19 protein-coding genes are annotated in these 19,302 nt (G+C 67.1%); 6 read left to right on the forward strand and 13 right to left on the reverse strand.

What is annotated here, in order from left to right; all coding sequences use genetic code 11:
- Positions 1-38 precede the first annotated feature (38 nt).
- The 7 genes from ACLBWL_RS06390 to ACLBWL_RS06420 form a co-directional block, all read right to left on the reverse strand.
- Positions 39-821, reverse strand: coding sequence for a HesA/MoeB/ThiF family protein (locus tag ACLBWL_RS06390; RefSeq protein ID WP_447791227.1), 783 nt, complete (start codon positions 819-821; stop codon positions 39-41).
- On the reverse strand, positions 818-1,282 hold the full coding sequence (locus ACLBWL_RS06395) for a hypothetical protein (RefSeq protein ID WP_447791229.1): 465 nt from the start codon (positions 1,280-1,282) through the stop codon (positions 818-820). The genes ACLBWL_RS06390 and ACLBWL_RS06395 overlap by 4 nt, the downstream gene beginning before the upstream one ends.
- Positions 1,279-1,716 carry a dUTP diphosphatase gene (dut, locus tag ACLBWL_RS06400; RefSeq protein WP_447791231.1) on the reverse strand — a complete coding sequence of 146 codons (438 nt, stop codon included), beginning with the start codon at positions 1,714-1,716 and terminating at the stop codon, positions 1,279-1,281. The genes ACLBWL_RS06395 and dut overlap by 4 nt, the downstream gene beginning before the upstream one ends.
- Positions 1,713-2,900: a bifunctional phosphopantothenoylcysteine decarboxylase/phosphopantothenate--cysteine ligase CoaBC gene (gene coaBC, locus ACLBWL_RS06405; RefSeq protein ID WP_447791233.1), complete on the reverse strand. Its 1,188-nt coding sequence runs from the start codon at positions 2,898-2,900 to the stop codon at positions 1,713-1,715. Before coaBC ends, dut begins: the two co-directional genes overlap by 4 nt.
- Before the next feature lie 10 nt (positions 2,901-2,910).
- Complete coding sequence (locus ACLBWL_RS06410) at positions 2,911-4,011, reverse strand: hypothetical protein (protein ID WP_447791235.1); 1,101 nt, start codon at positions 4,009-4,011, stop codon at positions 2,911-2,913.
- Positions 3,993-5,528, reverse strand: coding sequence for a 2-polyprenylphenol 6-hydroxylase (gene ubiB / locus ACLBWL_RS06415; RefSeq protein WP_447791237.1), 1,536 nt, complete (start codon positions 5,526-5,528; stop codon positions 3,993-3,995). The genes ACLBWL_RS06410 and ubiB overlap by 19 nt, the downstream gene beginning before the upstream one ends.
- Before the next feature lie 253 nt (positions 5,529-5,781).
- Positions 5,782-6,546 carry a class I SAM-dependent methyltransferase gene (locus ACLBWL_RS06420; protein WP_447791239.1) on the reverse strand — a complete coding sequence of 255 codons (765 nt, stop codon included), beginning with the start codon at positions 6,544-6,546 and terminating at the stop codon, positions 5,782-5,784.
- A 56-nt stretch (positions 6,547-6,602) separates the two neighbouring features.
- Between ACLBWL_RS06420 and mutM the strand changes: the two genes are divergently transcribed.
- From mutM to dnaA, 3 genes are all read left to right on the forward strand, one after another.
- A complete protein-coding gene (gene mutM, locus ACLBWL_RS06425) occupies positions 6,603-7,418 on the forward strand; it encodes a bifunctional DNA-formamidopyrimidine glycosylase/DNA-(apurinic or apyrimidinic site) lyase (RefSeq protein WP_447791241.1) in 816 nt (271 codons plus the stop codon).
- A 94-nt stretch (positions 7,419-7,512) separates the two neighbouring features.
- Positions 7,513-7,776: a 30S ribosomal protein S20 gene (rpsT, locus tag ACLBWL_RS06430; RefSeq protein WP_031394736.1), complete on the forward strand. Its 264-nt coding sequence runs from the start codon at positions 7,513-7,515 to the stop codon at positions 7,774-7,776.
- Positions 7,777-8,223: 447 nt separating this feature from the next.
- On the forward strand, positions 8,224-9,705 hold the full coding sequence (gene dnaA, locus ACLBWL_RS06435; RefSeq protein WP_447791244.1) for a chromosomal replication initiator protein DnaA: 1,482 nt from the start codon (positions 8,224-8,226) through the stop codon (positions 9,703-9,705).
- A gap of 114 nt (positions 9,706-9,819) precedes the next feature.
- Here the strand turns inward: dnaA and trpS are convergent, their stop codons facing one another.
- From trpS to secB, 3 genes are read right to left on the reverse strand one after another with little or no spacing between them, the layout of a single operon-like run.
- Positions 9,820-10,827, reverse strand: coding sequence for a tryptophan--tRNA ligase (gene trpS / locus ACLBWL_RS06440; protein WP_447791246.1), 1,008 nt, complete (start codon positions 10,825-10,827; stop codon positions 9,820-9,822).
- A gap of 9 nt (positions 10,828-10,836) precedes the next feature.
- A complete protein-coding gene (gene murJ / locus ACLBWL_RS06445; protein WP_447791248.1) occupies positions 10,837-12,402 on the reverse strand; it encodes a murein biosynthesis integral membrane protein MurJ in 1,566 nt (521 codons plus the stop codon).
- A 22-nt stretch (positions 12,403-12,424) separates the two neighbouring features.
- Positions 12,425-12,937, reverse strand: coding sequence for a protein-export chaperone SecB (secB, locus tag ACLBWL_RS06450; protein WP_447791250.1), 513 nt, complete (start codon positions 12,935-12,937; stop codon positions 12,425-12,427).
- A 181-nt stretch (positions 12,938-13,118) separates the two neighbouring features.
- Here secB and ACLBWL_RS06455 point away from each other — a divergent pair, with 181 nt between their 5' ends.
- From ACLBWL_RS06455 to ACLBWL_RS06465, 3 genes are read left to right on the forward strand one after another with little or no spacing between them, the layout of a single operon-like run.
- Complete coding sequence (locus ACLBWL_RS06455) at positions 13,119-13,763, forward strand: Tim44/TimA family putative adaptor protein (protein ID WP_447791252.1); 645 nt, start codon at positions 13,119-13,121, stop codon at positions 13,761-13,763.
- A complete protein-coding gene (mltA, locus tag ACLBWL_RS06460; RefSeq protein WP_447791254.1) occupies positions 13,763-15,109 on the forward strand; it encodes a murein transglycosylase A in 1,347 nt (448 codons plus the stop codon). The genes ACLBWL_RS06455 and mltA overlap by 1 nt, the downstream gene beginning before the upstream one ends.
- Before the next feature lie 25 nt (positions 15,110-15,134).
- The gene (locus ACLBWL_RS06465) at positions 15,135-15,722 is read left to right on the forward strand and encodes a Smr/MutS family protein (protein ID WP_447791256.1); all 588 of its coding nucleotides are present in this window, start codon (positions 15,135-15,137) and stop codon (positions 15,720-15,722) included.
- 639 nt (positions 15,723-16,361) lie between these two features.
- Here ACLBWL_RS06465 and dapE read toward each other — a convergent pair.
- Genes dapE through ACLBWL_RS06480 form a run of 3 tightly spaced genes read right to left on the reverse strand, consistent with a single transcriptional unit; the run spans position 16,362 to position 19,193 of the window.
- A complete protein-coding gene (gene dapE / locus ACLBWL_RS06470; protein WP_447791258.1) occupies positions 16,362-17,498 on the reverse strand; it encodes a succinyl-diaminopimelate desuccinylase in 1,137 nt (378 codons plus the stop codon).
- A complete protein-coding gene (locus tag ACLBWL_RS06475) occupies positions 17,495-18,169 on the reverse strand; it encodes a glutathione S-transferase family protein (RefSeq protein WP_447791260.1) in 675 nt (224 codons plus the stop codon). The genes dapE and ACLBWL_RS06475 overlap by 4 nt, the downstream gene beginning before the upstream one ends.
- A 10-nt stretch (positions 18,170-18,179) precedes the next feature.
- A complete protein-coding gene (locus ACLBWL_RS06480) occupies positions 18,180-19,193 on the reverse strand; it encodes a phosphatase PAP2 family protein (protein ID WP_447791262.1) in 1,014 nt (337 codons plus the stop codon).
- Positions 19,194-19,302: the final 109 nt, after the last annotated feature.

The raw sequence follows: 19,302 nt of genomic DNA on the forward strand, positions 1-19,302 counted from the left end.
ATCGGTCCGCCCTGTTCCGGTGGGACAGGGCGGACCGATCAGCCCGCTGCGGTGGAGCGCTGCAGCACGTCTTGCCCGCAGCCGCGGCATCCCGGATCCTTGGGCAGGCGAATGGTTCGGAACCGCAGCCCGAGCAGATCAACCAGCAACAACTTGCCCGCCTGATCGTCGCCGAACGGTGCGATCGCGCGGAGGACTTCGAGCGCGGCGAGGCTGCCCAGCACGCCGGTGACGGGGCCTAGCACGCCGTCCTCCGCGCAGCTCGTTTCCGCACGCTCGGGATCGTCGCCGACGAAGCAGCGGTAACACGGCTTGTCGAGTTCCCACCCCCGATAGGTCGCGAGCTGTCCTTCGAACTGGCCGACGGCGGCCGACACGAGCGGGATGCGTAGCGCGTAGGCGGCATCCGCGACGCAAAAACGGGTCGCGAAATTGTCGCAGCCGTCGAGCACGACGTCGGCGCCTGCCAACAGCGACGCGGCGTTGGTTGGATCGATCCGCGCGCGGTGCATGTCGACCGAGACGTGAGGGTTGATGCGCCCGACCGCCGTCGCCGCTGCCGCGACCTTGGCGATGCCGGTGTCGGCGGTCGTGAAGATGGTCTGGCGCTGAAGGTTGGACGGTTCGACCGCATCGTCGTCGATCAGGATCAGCCGCCCGATCCCGGCCGCGCCGAGATACTGGATTGCGGGCGAACCGATCCCGCCGGCGCCGACGATCGCGACGGTCGCCCCCTTCAGGCGCGCTTGCCCGGTGCCGCCGAATTCCTTGAGAACGATATGCCGTGCATACCGCGTGAGCTCGTCGTCGGAGAGGATCATGCGCCCCAGGCGAACGTCAGGCTGGTGCGATACCAGGTGTCGGTATCGGTATCGACCACGTCGATCGCATCGCGCGCGCCGAGGATGACGCCGGCGGCATATTGCTCGACCGTCGGGCAGTCGATCGCGCGCGGGGTGATCCGTCGGACGCGGCCATCGGGAGTCATCAGCACCGCAAGATCGACGCTGAGCGTCCAGCCTTGCGTCGTCCGGAGCGCCTTTCCACACCGCCCGGCCATGACTTCGCCGTGAACATAGGCCGAGGTGTTGGCGAGCGTCGTCGATCGTTGGCGGATGCGCAGAACCGGCAGGGTACTCCAATCCTGCGGTGCGAGCGGGACGCTTGCGGAGCCCCCTGCGCTGGAAGGTGCGCTTGGAGCGGACGGTGCAGCCGGAGGCGCCGGTGTGATCGCACTAGGGGGCACGACGACCTGGAGCAGAGCGAGCAGCGCGCCGATCATCGCCCGGTCGATCCGAAGCCGCCCGTGCCGCGCGCCGTATCGTCGAGCGTCGCGACCTCGTTAAGCGTCGCACGGAGTACGGCCGCAGGGACGAGCTGCGCGATGCGGTCGCCGCGCGCGATCTCGAACGGTTCGCGACCGAGATTGGCGAGGATCACCTTCACCTCGCCGCGATAGTCGCTGTCGATCGTGCCGGGGGTGTTGAGGCAGGTCACGCCGTGTTTCAGCGCGAGGCCGGAGCGGGGGCGAACCTGCACTTCGTGGCCGAGTGGAATCGCGATCGCAAACCCGGTCGCCACCGCGGCGCGGTCGCCGGGCGCGAGCGTCAGCGCTTCGGCGGCGACCACGTCCATTCCGGCGGCGCCATTCGTCGCATAGGCGGGCAGCGGCAGGCCTTCGCCGTGGGGCAGGCGCTTGAGTTCGATCCGGATCATGACTCGGGTTCTAGCGCATCCGCGATGCGATCCGCCAGTCGGAGCGCAACCGTCTCCTTCGGCAGCCGCTCCCAGCTCTCGACGCCGGTCGCGGTGACCAGGTGGACGCTGTTGTCGGTGCCCCCCATCACGTCGCCCGATACGTCGTTCGCGACGATCCAGTCGGCGGCCTTGCGGAGGCGTTTGGCGGTGGCATGCTCGATCACGCGTTCGGTCTCCGCCGCGAAGCCGATTACCAGCCGCGGCCGCTGCGGTCCGTGGGCGAGCGTGGCGAGGATATCCGGATTTTCGGCCAGCGAGAGCAGCGGAGTCGCACCGTTTTTCTTGATCTTCTGCGGGGCGGAGTCGACGTGCCAGTCGGCAACTGCCGCGACCATCACCGCGGCGTCGACCGGCAGCACGCTTTCTACCGCGTTCGCCATCTCGCGGGCGGTCTCGACGTCGATCCGGTCGACGCCGGTCGGCGTCGAGAGCGTGACCGGACCGGCGACCAGCGTCACGCGCGCACCGAGCGCGGCCAGCGCTGCGGCGATCGCGAACCCCTGTTTGCCCGATGAGCGGTTGGCGATGTAGCGAACCGGGTCGATCGGTTCGTGCGTCGGGCCGGCGGTGACGAGGATATGGCGGCCCTTCAGTCTGCCGGGGCGGGGCGGTGCCAGCATCACCTGGACCGCAGCGGCGATCGCCGGCGGTTCTGGCAGGCGGCCGGGGCCGAATTCGCCGCAGGCCATCATCCCCTCGTCGGGCTCCAGCACGGTAATCCCGTCAGCACGGAGCAGCGCCACGTTACGGACGGTCGCTGCATGCTGCCACATGCGGACGTTCATCGCCGGCGCGACCAGTACGCGCGTGTCGGTCGCGAGCAGGAGCGTGGTCGCGAGATCGTTCGCCATGCCGGTCGCCATACGCGCGATCAGGTCGGCGGTCGCGGGCGCCACGACGATCAGGTCGGCTTCCCGGCTGAGCTGGATATGACCCATCTCGGCCTCGTCCTTGAGGTCCCACAGCGTCGTGTAGACCTTGTCCTCGCTGAGCGCGGCGAGCGTCATCGGCGTCACGAAATGATGCGCGGCCTCGGTCATCACGCAGCGCACCGCATGGCCGCTCGACTTGAGCAGGCGGATGAGTTCGGCGGCCTTGTAGGCGGCGATCCCGCCCCCGACGATCAAGAGGATGCGCTTCATGAGAGCGTCTCTAGCGGATTATCCGCGTCACGGTAATGCGGCGGTTGTCGAGCGCGGCGGCGACCAGATCGCGCAACGCATCGGGGACGAACACGAGCCCGGTCAGCAGCAGCGGCGTCACCAGCAGCGCCCAGTGCGGCGTGTCCTCCGCGCCGAACACCGCGATCAGCAGCGCGGTCAGGCCGATCGTCGCCAGCGCTCGCAACGCCAAGCGATCACGCCATGTCGCCCAGCCGAACAGGGCAAGGCCGACGATAGGTGCCGCCAGGGCCAGCGGCAGCCAGTCCAGAGCGGTGGCGGAGACCGCCGCCGACACGAATGCGCCGATGCCGAGCAGGCGGATCGCGTCGAACAGCGTGTCGTCGAGCGGTTTGACGACCTGCGCGACCGCATAGGCATGGACCGCGAGCACGCCCGCGACGACGATCAGCGCGGCGGCCCAGCCGAACGCCTCGCGCCGCTGCCGCTCGGCGAGCGCGAAGGACAGCATGACGACCAGATAGAGCGCGGCGATCTCGCTCAGCACCGCCGCCGCCAGCCCGAATGCGACTGCATCGATGAAGCGCCCCTGCCGCCGGAGCGCGAGCGACAGCGTGATCGCCAGCCCGGCCCACAGTTCGGGCACTGCCATGAAAGACGACTGGAGCACCGGCGCGAGGCTGGCGAACAGGAGCAGCGCGATCGCCGCCCGCGCGCCGCGCGTCTTCACCGCGGGCCGCATCCGGGTGTACCAGGCCACCGCGGTGGCGGCGGCGAACAGATAGAGCATCGCCATCGCCACGATTTTCGGCGGCGCGGCCTCGACCACAGCCAGCGTCGGCAGGCGGAACGCGGTGAACGGCGCGAGCGGATAGCCGCCGGCGCGGAGTGCATCCGCCGCCACCGCATAGTAAGTGCCACCGTGGCGCACACCCTCGACGATCATCGCGTACAGCGCGGTATCGGTATGACCCGGCGCGACCGACAGCGCGGCCAGCGTGGCGCTCAGCAACAGCGCCAGCAGCGCGACCCAGGCCCGCGCGGCTGGCTGCGTGATGTTGGCGAACCGTGATGGCGCCGCGAGCCAGACCGGGGTCAGCGGTCGGCGCATCGTCACGTCAGCCCGAACCACGTTCCTGCGATACCGATCGCCGCGGCGATGACCGCCACCGCCGCATAGCGCCAGCCTGTACCGATCCGGATGATCTCGACTTCGCGCAGCGGCATCGTCGGCGGCGCGCCACCGGGGGCGGGGTACTGCGCCTCGATCCGGCGGACCAGTTCCGGCAGCCGGGTCAGCGTCTGGAAATCCTCGATCAGCCGGTCGGCGATCATCGCCTCGGGGCCGAGCTCGCCGCGGATCCAGTCGCGGACGAACGGTTCGGCGGCTTCCCACAGGTTGATGTCGGGGTTGAGGCTGGTGGCAACGCCCTCGACCATCACCATCGTCTTCTGGAGCAGCAGCAGATGCGGCTGCGTCACCATGTCGAAATCGCGGGTGATCGAGAACAGGCTGTCGAGCATCATGCCGATCGACATGTCCTTGACCGGCAGCCCGCGCATCGGCTCGCCGACCGCGCGCAACGCCGTCGCGAACTCGCCGACGTCGTGATAGGCGGGGACGTAGCCCGCCTCGAAATGGATCTCGGCGACGCGCTTGTAGTTGCCGGTGATCAGGCCGTAGAGAATCTCGGCGAGCCAGACGCGGGCGCGGCGGTCGATCCGGCCCATGATGCCGAAGTCGATCGCGGCGATGCGGTTGCCGGGCAGCGCGAACAGGTTGCCCTGGTGCATGTCGGCGTGGAAGAACCCGTCGGCAATCGCCTGCCGTAGGAACGCGCGAACGAGCGTCAGTGCGAGCGCGGGCAGGTCGTAGCCGGCGGCGACCAGCGCCGGACGGTCGGACAGCTTGATTCCGTCGATCCACTCGATCGTCATGACCTTGGCGGTCGAGCGCGCCCAGTCGATCGCGGGGATGACGAAATCGGGCTCGGCGGTCATGCCTTCGGCGAGTTCGGAGGCGGAGGCAGCTTCGCGGCGGAAGTTCAGTTCGCGCAGCGTCCAGCGCTTGAACGTCTCGATCGTGAGGCGCGGGCGGAGGCGCATGGCCTCGGGGCTGAGCGCCTCGAGTTGCGCTGCGGCCCAGCTATAGGTGTCGATCGCGCGGGCGAAATCGTCCTCGACGCCGGGGCGAAGGACTTTCACCGCGACCTGGCGACCATCCGTCGTGACGGCGCGGTGGACCTGCGCGATCGATGCGGCGCCGACCGGGATCGGTTCGATCCGCGAGAACAGCGTCTCCAGCGGCTTGCCGAAGCTCGCGAGCATCGCCGCCTCGATCGTCGCGTAGGGGACGGGGGAGAGCTGGTCCTGGAGCCGCAACAGATCCTGCGCCGCCTCTTCGCCGACGAGGTCGGGGCGGGTGGCGAGCGTCTGCCCGAGCTTGATCGCCGCGGGCCCGATCGCCTGGAACGCATCGGCATAGCGCGGCACTGTCGGCACGCGCGCGCCGAACCGCGCGATCCGCGCGAGGCGGCGGACCGCTGCGGGGGTGTTCGGGTCGCGCTCGATACCGCGCAGCGCGCCATGGCGAGCGAGGATGCGGCCCCATTTCAGGAGGCGCCAGACGTGGGTTGTGGAGGCGGTCACCAGGCGAAAGCGCCTTGAGAAGGGGTTTGTTCACGCGAAGGCGCGAAGGCGCGAAGAGAAGACAGAAATGGTTCGTGCAGAGGCGCAGAGGCGCAGAGGTGTGGAGCCCCGCCGCGGATGCGGCTTTTCATCACTGACGAAGGAGGAGCGAAGCGCAGCGGCGCGCAGAAGGCCGTCGCGCCTTCACTTCTGCTTACTCTCCGCGCCTCTGCGCCTCTGCGCGAACACATCTTCGCGCGCCTTCGCGTGATCACTAGATCTTCCACCCGCTGTGGATCGCGACCAAGCCGCCCAGCAACGGCTCGACCTTGGTCTGCACGAAGCCGGCGTCGGCGATCATGCCCTTGAACTTGGGCATGTCGGGGAAGCGGCGGATCGATTCGATCAAATAGCGGTAGCTGTCAGCGTCCTGCGCGAGGAGCTGGCCGAGCTTCGGGACCATCTTGTGCGAATAGGCGTCGTACACCTCGGCGAATCCCGGCCACACCGTGGTCGAGAATTCGAGGCAGTAGAAACGCCCGCCGCGGCGCAGGACGCGGTGGGCTTCGCGTAAGGCCTTGGGGATGTCCGTCACGTTCCGGATGCCGAATGCGATCGTGTAGGCGTCGAAGAACTTGTCGGGGAAGGTCAGCGTTTCCGCGTTGGCTTCGGTCCAGACCAGGCCGTCGATGCCGCGCTTCTGCGCGCGCTGCATGCCGACTTCGAGCATCTGCGGGTTGATGTCGGCGACCGTGATCGACGCGCCCGACGGCTCCATGCGGAACGCGATGTCGCCCGTGCCGCCGGCCATGTCGAGGATCTGCTCGCCTTCGCGCGGCTTTACGCGGCGGACGAAGCGGTCCTTCCACAGCCGGTGCATGCCGCCCGACATCGCATCGTTCATCAGATCGTATTTGCCGGCGACGTTCGAGAAGACGCCGCCGACACGGGCGGTCTTCTCGGTGGCGGGGATGTCTTCGTAGCCGAAGGAGACGGTATCGGGCGTCGAAGCAGGCGTGGGCGCGATCAAGTCGTTCATATCCTGCGCTCTAGCCGCGCCTTGTGGCGCGAGCAAACGCAACCTAGCTGCAAACCGTGCCGGAATTACCAGAAGTCGAAACCACCGTGCGCGGGCTCGAACCCGTGCTGAAGGGCCAGCGCCTGATCGCGGTCGAGCCGCGTCGTGCGGACTTGCGAAAAGCGATCCCGGTCGACCTGCGTCAGCGGATGACGGGGGCGACCGTGACGCACCTGGGCCGTCGCGCCAAATACGGGCTGATCGATACCGACCGCGGCGACACACTCGTTTTCCATCTCGGCATGTCGGGGCGCTGGCGAGTCGATCCGAGCGAACTGCTCGCGCACGATCACCTGCTGATCGGGACGGCGGCGGGGCGGACGGTGGCGCTCAACGATCCGCGGCGATTCGGCTTTCTAGATCTGTGGGCGACCGAGGACATCGCGAACTACCCGCCGTTCCTCAGCATGGGGCCGGAGCCGCTCGGGCCCGACCTGACCGCTGCGTACCTGCTGGAAGCGCTTGAGGGACGGGGGGCGTCGATCAAGGCGATGCTGCTCGACCAGCGAATCGTCGCGGGGCTCGGCAACATCTATGTGTGCGAGGCGCTGCACATGGCGAAGATCGCGCCCTCACGCGCGGCGGGGCGGATATCGCCGTTTCGACTCGAGCGACTCGTCGAGGCGATTCGGGCGGTGCTGACGGCGGCGATCCTCGCGGGCGGCTCGTCGCTGCGTGATTACGTTCGGCCCGATGGCGAACTCGGCTATTTCTCCAAGCAATGGCGTGTCTATGGGCGTGAAGGCGAGGCGTGCGAATGCGGTGCTACCGTGAAGCGACGCACGGAGGGCGGGCGCTCAACGTTCTGGTGTCCGAAGTGCCAACGCGGTTGACGATCTAACGCAAAGTGAGTAGGGCCGCGGCTTCGAGAGGGCGTAGGAGCAATCCGGCGCCCCTTTTTATTCATTCGAACATCCAGAGGGCTTCATGGCGAACACGCCGCAGGCGAAAAAGCGTATCCGTCGCAACGACCGTCGCGCGGAAGTGAACGGCAACCGAGTCGGCCGTATCCGTACCTTCATCAAGAAGGTCGAGGCCGCACTGGCTTCGGGCGACAAGGGCGCAGCGACCACCGCACTGGCCGCGGCACAGCCTGAGCTGCAGCGCGGCGTCGCCAAGGGCGTGCTCCACAAGAACACCGCGAGCCGCAAGTTCGCGCGTCTCACGAAGGCCGTGACCGGGCTCGCCTAAGCGACCGTCTCACTGTCAGAGCGGATCACCCGCCGGGCATTCCCGGCGGGTTTTTTGCGTCTGCGAAGGGAACCGTCCGGGAGTCCGCGTAACCCAAGGAATTCCCGCGATTCGAGATCTGATTCGTCAAGTCACGAAAACACCGAATTCGCAAAAAATATGTAAACACAGCAACTTATAAAAATTCTGACGCTTTTCCGCAGGTTGTTCAAGTCAACCCGCTTTATTTCGAAAATGTGACGTGTGCAGGTCTTGCCCGGATCGTCGATCGCTTCATAACAGGGGTCACAGCGACGGTGGTTTCCACCGCTGCATTACAAACAGGGCGAAGATGCCGGACGACCTTTGCCGGTCGTCGGGGGGACCATTTTCTGTCGGGGCTATGTCACCTGCGCGCGTGTCGTGCGGGGTCGGAGAAGTGTGCGCGTGACGAAGTGGCAAGGACCAATGACCCACGCGACCGAGGCCGAGAAGGCCTGGGCCCGCGTGCGTGCGTCCTTGCGCGAGTCGGCGGGCGCGCGGCTGTTCGAACAGTGGCTGAAGCCGATCGAGCTGATTCCCGGCGAGGACCGTGACACGATCCGCTTGGCGCTGCCGTCGGCGTTCATGACGAACTGGGTCCGCAATCACTACGCCGACCGACTCGTGCTCGAATTCCAGCAGATCCTGCCGCATATCCGCACCGTCCAGATCGAAACCCGGGCACCGGGTCGTGCCCCCACCGTGCTCGCGATCGAGCCGGTGGCGAATGCGGTCGCAGTCGAGCCTCCCGCGCCGATGTCGGTCGCAGAACCCAAGCCAGTCGCGGAGCCTGCACAGGTATCGATGAAGTTCGGTGTCGATCCGTCGCTGAAGCCAGCGCCGGCGCCTGTTGTGGCCGCGGCTCCGGTCGGCGTGCCGGCCGAGCGCCCGCCGCTCGACCCGCGCTACACGTTCGAGCGGTTCGTCGTCGATCCATCCAACAAGGTCGCGTTCAACGCCGCCAAGGTACTCGCCGAACCCGGCCCCGTCCGGTTCAGCCCGCTGTTTCTCCACAGCGGCACGGGGCAGGGCAAGACCCATCTCATGCACGCGATCGGTCATGCGTTCCTCGAGCATAATCCGAACGCGATCGTGCTGTGCATGTCCGCCGAGCGGTTCATGTACGATTTCGTCGCGTCGATGCGCGCGCGTGATACGCATGCCTTCAAGCAACGGCTGCGCGGTGCCGACCTGTTGTTGATCGACGACCTCCAGTTCATCGCCGGGAAGGACGCGACGCAGGAAGAATTCTTCCACACGGTCAACGAGATCATGGCGGCGGGCAAGCGGCTGGTGATCTCCGCCGATCGCTGTCCGCAGGCGCTCGAAGGCGTCGAGGCGCGGATCATCAGCCGGATGGCGGTCGGGCTGGTCGCGGACATCAAGGCGCCCGACCTGACGCTGCGCCGGACGATCCTCGACCGGAAGCTGGTCGACCTGCCCGACATGCGCGTGCCGACCGACGTGCTCGACCTGCTCGCCAGCCGCATTCATGCGAACATCCGCGAGCTTGAGGGCGCGCTGAACCGGGTGGTGGCTTATGCACAGCTGACAGGCGACACGATCGACCTCGACTTCGCGGTCGCGACGCTCGGCGAAGTGCTGCGGGGGGCGCAGAAGCGCGTGACGATCGACGAGATCCAGAAGCTGGTGTCCGCGCATTTCGAACTGAAGCCGCTCGATCTGATTTCCGCGCGGCGGGCTCGGGCTGTGGCGCGGCCGCGGCAGATCGCGATGTATCTGGCGAAGCGGCTGACGACGCGTTCGCTGCCGGAGATCGGGCGCAAGTTCGGCGGACGCGATCACTCGACGGTGATCCATGCGGTTCGCAAGATCGAGGAACTGCGCGATTCGGACCGCGATATCGATGCCGCGGTGCGCGTGCTGATGCGCGAGTTGGAAGGCTAACCTTCCTTCGTCATGCCGGGCCTGTTCCGGCATCCAGGCTTCCGCAAAATCGAGAGACGTGAGGTCGAGGAATCGTGGACCCCGGAACAAGTCCGGGGTGACGGAGAAGGCAGCTTAGACCTGCAATCCCATCGCGTCCTGCGTCGCCTTCAACACCGGCGCCGCCAGCGCGCGCGCCTTCTCCGCGCCCGCCTGCAGCACCGCCGTCACCGCGCTGCGATCATCGAGCAACCGCACCATCTCGTCGCGGATCGGGCCGAGCTTTGCCACCGCCAGATCCGCCAGCGCGGGTTTAAACGCGCCGAAGCCCTTGCCGCCGAACTCGCCGAGTACGGTCGCCACGTCGCTATCCGCCAGCGCCGCGTAGATCGTCAGCAGGTTGCGCGCCTCGGCGCGGTCGCCCAGTTCCTCGACCGTCGCCGGCAGCACGTCCGGGTCGGTCTTCGCCTTGCGGAACTTGTCGGCGATGGTGTCGTCGCTGTCGATCAGCTTGACCACCGACTGCTCGGACGGGTTCGACTTCGACATCTTCGCCGACGCATCGCGCAACGACATGATCCGCGGCGCCGCCTTGCTGATCAGCGGGGCGGGGAGCGTGAACAGCTCCACGCCGTAGTCGCCATTGAACTTGGTGGCGATGTCGCGCGCGAGTTCGAGGTGCTGCTTCTGGTCCTCGCCGACCGGAACGTGAGTCGCATTGTAGAGCAGCACGTCGGCGGCCATCAGCACGGGGTAGTCGTACAGCCCGACGCTCGCGCCCTCGCGGTTCTTGCCCGCCTTGTCCTTGAACTGCGTCATCCGGTTGAGCCAGCCGACGCGCGCGACGGTGTTGAGCAGCCACGCCATCTCGCTGTGCGCGGGTACGCGCGCCTGGTTGAACAGGATCGATTTCGCCGGGTCGATGCCGGCGGCGATCATGGTCGCTGCGACCTCGATCGTGTGCGCCGATAGCTCGGCCGGGGCGATCCATTCGGTCGGCGCGTGGAGATCGGCGATGAAGAACATCGACTCGCCGCCCTTCGCCGCCACGTCGTCCTGCAGCGCCACCCACTGCTTCACCGCGCCCAGGTAATTGCCGAGGTGGAGATTACCGGTGGGCTTGATGCCGGAGACGACGCGCATGGGAAAACCTTATTTGGAACGACGCAGAAGCGTGGAGATGTCGCCCAGCCGGAACGCGCCGGTGAGCAGGGTCGCGATCGCATAGACGACGCCGCCGGTCGCGACCAGCACCAGCATCGCGCCCCAGCGCTGGATGCTGGTGCCGGTGACGAACGGCTGGAACAGGTCGTTGAGGAAGAACATCACGCCGCCCATGATCAGCGCGGCGACCAACAGCCGCCACGTCCGCCGGACCAGCCGCGCGTCGGGCGTGAAGTGGCCGCGCAGGACGAGCGTGCGGTACAGCATCGCGACGTTGACCGTGCTGGCGATTGCGGTGGCGAGCGGCGGGCCCATGTGCCCGAGCGGCTTGATGAAAGCGAGGTTGAGGACGAGGTTCACGACCATCGACATCGTCGCATAGCGCACCGGCGTCTTGGTGTCCGACCGCGCGTAATAGCCGGGCGTGAGCACCTTCACGAGGATGTACGACGGCAACCCGATCGAGAAGGCGGCGAGCGCCTGCGCGGTCGGCAGCGTCTGCGCGGCGGTGAACTTGCCGTGCTGGAAGAGCGCGGCGATGATCGGCCCGCCGCACACGATCAGCGCGACCGTCGCGGGGAGCGTGAGGAACAGCGCCAGCTCCATGCCGCGGTTCTGCGTGGTCATCGCCTCCGCCTCTTCGCCGCGTCCAAGCTGGCGCGAGATAGTGGGCAACAGGACGGTGCCGAGGCCGATCCCGATCAGCCCCAGCGGCAACTGGTTCAGCCGGTCGGCGAAGTAGATGTACGAGACCGAGCCCGCGGGCAGCAGCGCGGCGGCGAGCGCGGTCGACACGACGAGGTTGATCTGCACCGCGCCCGCGCCGGCCGCGGCAGGCCAGATCAGCGACATGAGCTTCTTCACGTCGGGGTTCATCAGCGGGCGCTTGAGACGCAGCCGGACGCCCGACGAACGGCAGGCGTAGATCAGCCAGAGCAGCTGGAGCGCGCCCGAGATTGTGACCGCGATCGCCTGATTGCGCGAGGTCAGCAGCGGCTCGTGCGCGTGGAACAGCAGCAGCGCGGCGATCAGCGTCGCGTTCAGCAGGATCGGCGCGGCGGCGTTGATCCAGAACTTGTGCAGCGAATTGAGGATGCCACCGAGCAGCGACACGAGGCTGATCAGCGGCAGATAGGGGAGCATGATCCGCGAGAGATGGACGACATAGTCGAACTTGGCCGAGCCGACGCCGTTGAACCCGAAGGTCAGCAGCCATGTCAGCGGCCAGGCGAGCGCCTCGAGCAGCACGGTCATGATCAGCAGCGTCGGCAACAGCACCGACAGCGCGTCTTCGGCAAACGCGATGCCGTCGGGCAGCCCGCGGCCCGACTTGTCGCCGACCTTCCGGTTGAACATCGGAATGAACGCGGCGGAGAACGCGCCCTCCGCGAACAGCGCGCGGAACATGTTGGGGAGGCGGAACGCGATCAGGTACGCGTCGGACGCGAACCCCGCGCCGACGAACCGCGCGAACAGCGAATCGCGGACCAGCCCCAGGATCCGGCTGGCGAGCGTGAGCCCGCCGACCGATCCCAGCGCCTTGGTGAGGTTCATCGAACCGCGCTCCGACCGTGGATCAGGCTTGGCCGAAATCGCCGACGTTGGGCTGGATACCCTGCTGTTCGGACTGCTGGATGTAGAGCTGCGAGAAGTCGATCGGCTCGAGCAGCAGCGGCGGGAAGCCACCGTCACGCACCGCATCCGACAGCACGCGGCGCGCGAACGGGAACAGCAGGCGCGGGGCCTCGCCCAGCAGGAACGGCTGGACATGCTCGGCGGGGATGTTGCGGAGACCGAACAGGCCGGCATAGGAAAGGTCGACGATGAACGCGACTTGGCCCTCGGTCTCGGCGCGGACGTCGATCTTCAGCACGACCTCATGCACCTCGTCGCCGACCTGCGCCGCGCCGATGTTGAACTGCACGTCGATCGCGGGCGGGGTCTGGTTCTGGTAGACGGCGGGCGCGTTCGGGTTCTCGAACGACAGATCCTTGACGTATTGCGAGATTAGACCGGCCGCCGGAATGCTGTCTTCGCCGTTTACCAAGCTGTGGTCGGGCGTCATCGCGCTATTGTCCTGATCATCCATGCGTCGTGTCCTTGAAGGTGGCGTATATAAGAATGCCGTAAAATCGGGACCGAAGCGGAGCGATTGTGCGTTCCCGTCGGTCGAGCCGGTGCGATTAGCAGTGCCGGGGGGGTGTTTCAACGGGCGCGGGTTTGAATAACCGCAGCTTTCGCCTATGTTGGACCGAAGATCGGAGGCACGGTTGTTTTACGTAGTTCTTCTCGCGATGGTGGCCGGGTTCCTCGCCATGCGTCTGTACAGCGTGCTCGGTAAGCGAACCGGGCATGAGCAACCGTTGCCGCGTGCCGCCGAAGAGCGTCCGGTGCCGATCTCGGTACCGCGCACGATCGACGCCGTCGCCGAACCGCGCGACGCCGCCAATCGCAACATCGAGCCGCAGGCGGAAGCCGGGCTCCGGGCGATCATCGCGGGCGAGCCCGGCTTCGATGTCGGTCGCTTCCTCGAAGGATCGCAGGCCGCGTATCGCATGATCCTCGAAGCCTTCTGGAAGGGTGACGGGGATGCGCTGGCCGATCTCGCCGTGGACGACGTCCGGGCGGCGTTCGCCGAGGCGATCGCAGCACGCCGCGAGGCGGGCGAGGTGCTCGACAATCGACTCGTGACGATCGAGCGCGCGGTGATCGCCGATGCGCGCGTGTCGGGTCGCGAGGCACAGATCACCGTGCGGTTCGACGCCGATATCGCCGCGGTGACGCGCGATGCCGAGGGCGTCGTGCTGGCCGGCTCGCTGACCGACGCGGTCGAGACGCACGACGTCTGGACCTTCGCCCGGACGCTGAAGAGCAGCGATCCGAACTGGAAACTTGCGGATACCGACGAAGCCTGATGCGGGATATTCGGGGTGGCGGACTAGCCGTAGCGCTCGCGCTGACACTGAGCGCGTGTGTCGGGGGCGTCGAGCCGCCCCGTTCCGGCCCCGCGCCGATTGAACGGCCGTCCTCGCGCCCGGACGAACCGGTCCGAGTCCACCCGTCGCGCGATACCGGGGCCTCGCCCAATATTCGCGGCATTCAGGTTCCGGCGCGGATCGTCGGTGCGGTACCGTTGCTGGCCGCCCCCGCGACGCCCGCGATCGAGCCACTCAACGCCGCCGCGGCGGGCGTCACGCCGGGGCCCGCGGTCGCGAGTCTGCCGATCGACGATCTCCAGGCACAGGCGGCGCTCGCCGCGTTCGTGACCAGCTGCCCGTCGCTGATGCGCAGGAACGATTCGTCCGGCCTGACCCGCGGCGCCGACTGGCAGCCGGCGTGCGCCGCCGCGGCGTCGACCGACCGGCGCAATGCGCGCGCATTCTTCGCGCAGTGGTTCGAGGCGGCGCAGATCGGCGACGGCAAGGCGTTCGCCACCGGCTATTACGAACCCGAAATCGCCGGCTCGCTGGAGCGGCGCGATGGTTATGCGCCGATCTATGGTCGGCCGAGCGATCTGATCGACGTCGATCTCGGCGCGTTCTCGACCTCGCTAAAGGGCAAGAAGGTGCGCGGGCGCGTCGATGGCAGCAACCTCGTCCCCTATTATGACCGGACCGCGATCGAGCAGGGCGCGTTGGCGGGCAGGGCGCCGATCCTCGCCTGGGCGCGCGATCCGGTCGAGCTGTTCTTCCTCCAGATCCAGGGGTCGGGGCGGTTGCGGCTGCCCGACGGCGAGATCCTGCGGATCGGCTATGCCACGCAGAACGGCCGTGATTACACGGGCATCGGCGCGCTGATGAAGTCGCGCGGGCTTTTGCAACCCGGCCAGACCTCGATGCAGGGCATCGTCGCGTGGCTGCACGCGCATCCGACCGAGGGGCAGGCGATCATGCGCGAGAACAAGAGCTTCGTGTTCTTCCGCGAGCTCGAAGGGGCACCGTTGGGGGCGCTCGGGCTGCCGGTCACCGGTCAGGTCAGCGCGGCGGCCGACGTCAAGTTCGTGCCGCTCGGCGCGCCGGTATTCCTGTCGCTCGATCGCCAGGACGCGAGCGGGTTGTGGGTGGCGCAGGACACCGGCGGCGCGATCAAGGGCAGCAATCGCTTCGACACTTTCTGGGGCGCGGGCGCGGCAGCCGAAGCGACCGCCGGCGGCATGGCGGGGCGCGGCACCGCGTATCTGCTGCTGCCGATCGGGACGGTCGCGCGGCTGAACGCTCAGGGTGATGGGGCGCGATATGGCGGGCCGACCACTCAACCCTGACGAAGCCCAGCTTTGGGCGAGGGTAATGCAGACCGTGCGACCGATGCGCGTGGTCGCCGTGCGGATCCCCGAGCGCGCGCCGCCTTTGCCGCCACCGCCCAAGCCGATAATCGGTCCCAACGGCAAGATCGTGCCCGCACCGCCTGCGCCGATGGGGCGGGTGAAGCCGCTCGTTCGTACGGTCGTGACGCCATACGCGGCAAGGGCTGGGGGCGGGGCGGGGGCCAAGCCTGTCGTCGCGCGGCCGGCGGCCAAACCGATCACGGCCAACACGCTCGATGGCGGCTGGGACAAGCGGCTCACGCGAGGCGTAGTGAGTCCCGACAGTTCGATCGATTTGCACGGGCATACGCTGGCGTCCGCGCATGCGCTGCTCGATGTCGGCCTGGGCCGGGCGATCGCGCGCGGCGACCGCGTTCTGCTGCTGGTGACGGGCAAGCCGCCGCGACCCGAGAGCGAACGCCCGCATGCTCGGGGTGCGATCCGGTCGGCCGTGACCGACTGGCTGGCGGGCTCGCGCCACGCCGACTCGATCGCCGCCGTCCGCGGCGCGCATCCGCGGCATGGCGGGCAGGGCGCGCTGTATATCGTCCTGCGGCGGGGGCGGGAGTAGACGCTGCCGCTACGCCACGACGCAGTCCCATCGTCCCGCTGCTCCGGGCAGAACTGCCTTATACATAAATTGTCCGGGCAGAATGACAACTGTTGCCCAGCTTCCTGTCGCGTCGAGGATGCTGCATCTCAGGGCAATCGGAGCCGTGTTCACAACTCTCAAATAATGCACCCCGTCGACCCAATCATCATAGGCCCTTTGCGCGACGGCGGGAGAGCCTGAAAATAGCGAAATGGCAAGTATAAGCTTGGATACGTTGAACATCATCGCCTCCTAAAATTATCTCCGTATTTAAGTATTATCTAATGAGTAAATAAGATCATGCCGATAGTGCTTTTGCAACGATTCTATTTGAATATTTTAGTATTCAGCGTTTAAAATAATAGTATTGATCTAAAAGCGATGCAAATGACGTTAATTATGATCATGATTATCTGTATATTACACACAAAAGTCATATTCCAATTATGGGAATTGACCGGGCGGATCCAACGTGCGGAAGCAGCAGGCCCTTATGGGGCACACCTTAGGGAACCGTATGCGGGGTGATGGCTTCGGTTCTAGTACTGCTGCTGCAGTGAAGAATTGACCGACCCCTTCCGGGGTGGCGCGCGCCAATACAGTATGCCTCTCGGCGTGTTATCCTTGAGCGCGCGCGATCATGTCGGCGTAGATATCCGTCAGCGTCCGCAGGTCCGCGACCGCGACTGCCTCGTCGACCTTGTGCATGGTCGCGTTGATCAGGCCGAACTCGACCACCGGGCACAGCTTCGAAAGGAAGCGCGCGTCGGAGGTGCCGCCGGTGGTCGACAGTTCGGGCGTGATGCCGGTGGCCGCCAGGATCGCCTCGGACACGAGCGTCGAGAACGCGCCCGGCGCCGTCAGGAACGCCTCGCCCGAGACCTTGCCGGTCACGACCGATCCGGGCGCATGCCGATCGGCGATCGCGCGGATGCGGTCGATCAGGTCGGCGCCACGGTGGCGGTCGTTGAAGCGGATGCTGAGCCGCGCGGACGCCTTGGCGGGGATGACATTGTGCGCGGGGTTGCCGACGGTGATGTCGGTGACCTCGATATTCGACGGCTGGAACCAGTCGGTGCCCTCGTCGAGCACGACGCCGTCGATCTCCGCGAGGATCGCGATCAGCCGCGGGATCGGATTGTCGGCGAGATGCGGATAGGCGACGTGACCCTGACGTCCCGGCACGTCGATCCCGATGTTGACCGAGCCGCGCCGGCCGATCTTGACCATGTCGCCGAGCCGCGCGGTCGAGGTCGGTTCGCCGACCAGGCACAGGTCGGGCACGACGCCGCGCGCGGCCATCCGCTCCATCAACGCGACGGTGCCGTAGGTCGCAGGACCCTCCTCGTCGCCGGTGATGATCAGTGACAGCGTGCCCCCGTCTCGATCGGCGTCGGTCCGGCTCGCCGCGGCGACGAACGCCGCGATCGCGCCCTTCATGTCGACCGCACCGCTCCCGTACAGCAGCCCGCCACGGACCTCGGCGGACCACGGCGAGCCGGTCCAGCCGTCACCCGGCGGGACGACATCGACATGCCCGGCAAACGCCAGATGGCGCGGTCCGCTGCCACGCGTGGCGAGCAAATTCTCGACCGGGCCGTCGGGTGCCGCGCCGACCACGAAGCGGTCGACCGCGAACCCGATCGGGACGAGCGCGGCTTCGAGCACGTCGAAGACGCTGCCCCGCGCGGGCGTGACGCTATCGGCGGCGATCAGCGCCTGCGCCAGCACGACCGGGTCGATCGGCCCGCTCATGCAGCGGGCGTCGGCACCGGCTGCTCATACTGCTCGAGCACCCATTCCTCTTCCTGCGCGGCGGCGATCCAGTCCTGCATGAACGGATGTTCGAACATCGCCTGCATGTACCCGGTCGCGAAGCGCGCGATCGGCAACTGATAGGTGACGATCCGCGTGACGACCGGCGCGAACATGATGTCCGCCGCGCCGAACTGGCCGAACAGGAACTGGCCGTCGCCGCCGAACCGCGCACGCGCCTGCGCCCACAGCTCCATAATCCGCTGCAATTCGATCAGGACGTCGTCGTCGGGTTGGCGGCTGGGAAAGATCTGGCGGACGTTCATGCTGTGCTTGCGGCGCAGCGCCTGGAAGCTCGAATGCATCTCGGCGGCCATCGACCGCGCCATCGCGCGCGCGGCGTCGTCGACCGGCCAGAACCGATCGCGCCCGACCTTATCGGCGAGGTATTCGACGATCGCCAAGCTGTCCCACACCACCGCGTCGCCGTCCCACAGGATCGGCACCTTGCCCGACGACGGCGCGAACTCGTCGCCCGACCGGCGCTTTTCCCAGTCGGCGTCGTACATCGGCACGACCACCTCCTCGAACGGGAGCCCCGAATGCTTGCAGGCGAGCCAGCCGCGAAGCGACCAGGACGAATAGGCCTTGTTGCCGATGATCAGTTTCATGGCCGCGGTGCTAGCCGCGTCGGCGGGCGGGGGCAACGTCCGGTTTGGGCATGATCCGGGCCAGTTCGCGCGGCATGACGCGGTGGAGCACGATGATCGCTGCCAGCGCGACGACCGTGCCGAGGAGGATGTCGATCAGGTAATGCGTGCCCTCGACCGGCGTCGACAGCAGCATCGCCGCGTTAATCGCGATCACCGGCCAGCGCAGCCGTGGCAACCGCCACGCGGCGTTGATGTAGATCGTTGCGGCGGCGGCGTGGAAGCTCGGCGCCGACACGATGCCGCGCAGGTGCCCGAGGTCGACCACGCGCACGCTGTGATCGCGCAGCGCCGGGATCAGCCCCTGCTGCCACTGCTCGCTCTCGGGCATGTAGGCGATCGGGGCGTGCCACAGATACGAGAACGGTCCCACCGCGGGCATGAAGGCATAGAGGATCAGCGTGCCGACCGCGGTCAGCCAGAACACCGCCAGAAACCGGTGCGCCGCGACCCGGTCGCCGGCGAAGGCGAAGGTCGCCAGCAGCACCGCCGGGGTCAGGTAGATGCTGCGATACGCCGCGAGGCCGAGCGACTGGAGGACCGGCGTGGCCGCGACCAGCCGGTACCAGGCGAGCCAGTCGAAATGCAGCATCAGGTCGATCCGCTGCAACGCGGCATCATGAAACCCCTGCGTCATCGCCGCGACCGGATAGCTGGCGACCGCGCCCATCAGCGCGAGCATGGTGAACACGCCGTAATATTCGGCGGTATCGCCGAGCGCGCGGGCATGCCGCCAGTCGCGGTTGCGGACCCAGAACCGCACGAACAGCAAGACCGCGCCGCATGCATAGAAGGGCAGGTTGTCGCGATCGGTCGGATCGATCGACAACCCCGCGACCCGCATCGTCACCGCGAGCACGGCCAGGCTCGCGATCATCCCGCCGCCGATCCACCAGCCGTAATCGGGAAGTGCCGTCGCGACACGCAACTCTGTGTGGAGGGGGGCGGTTACCGGCGGGCGGGCTGAAATCGAGACGTCAATCATGGTCGTCGGGGCATTTATCACAGGCAAGGCAAGCAATCACCGTCGACCGGCTCGGCTTTCGCTCACCTGAACGGGATCGCGCGGTCAGACGCGTTTGCGGGGAGATCAC

It is taken from the genome of Sphingomonas sp. M1A8_2b (assembly GCF_053345535.1).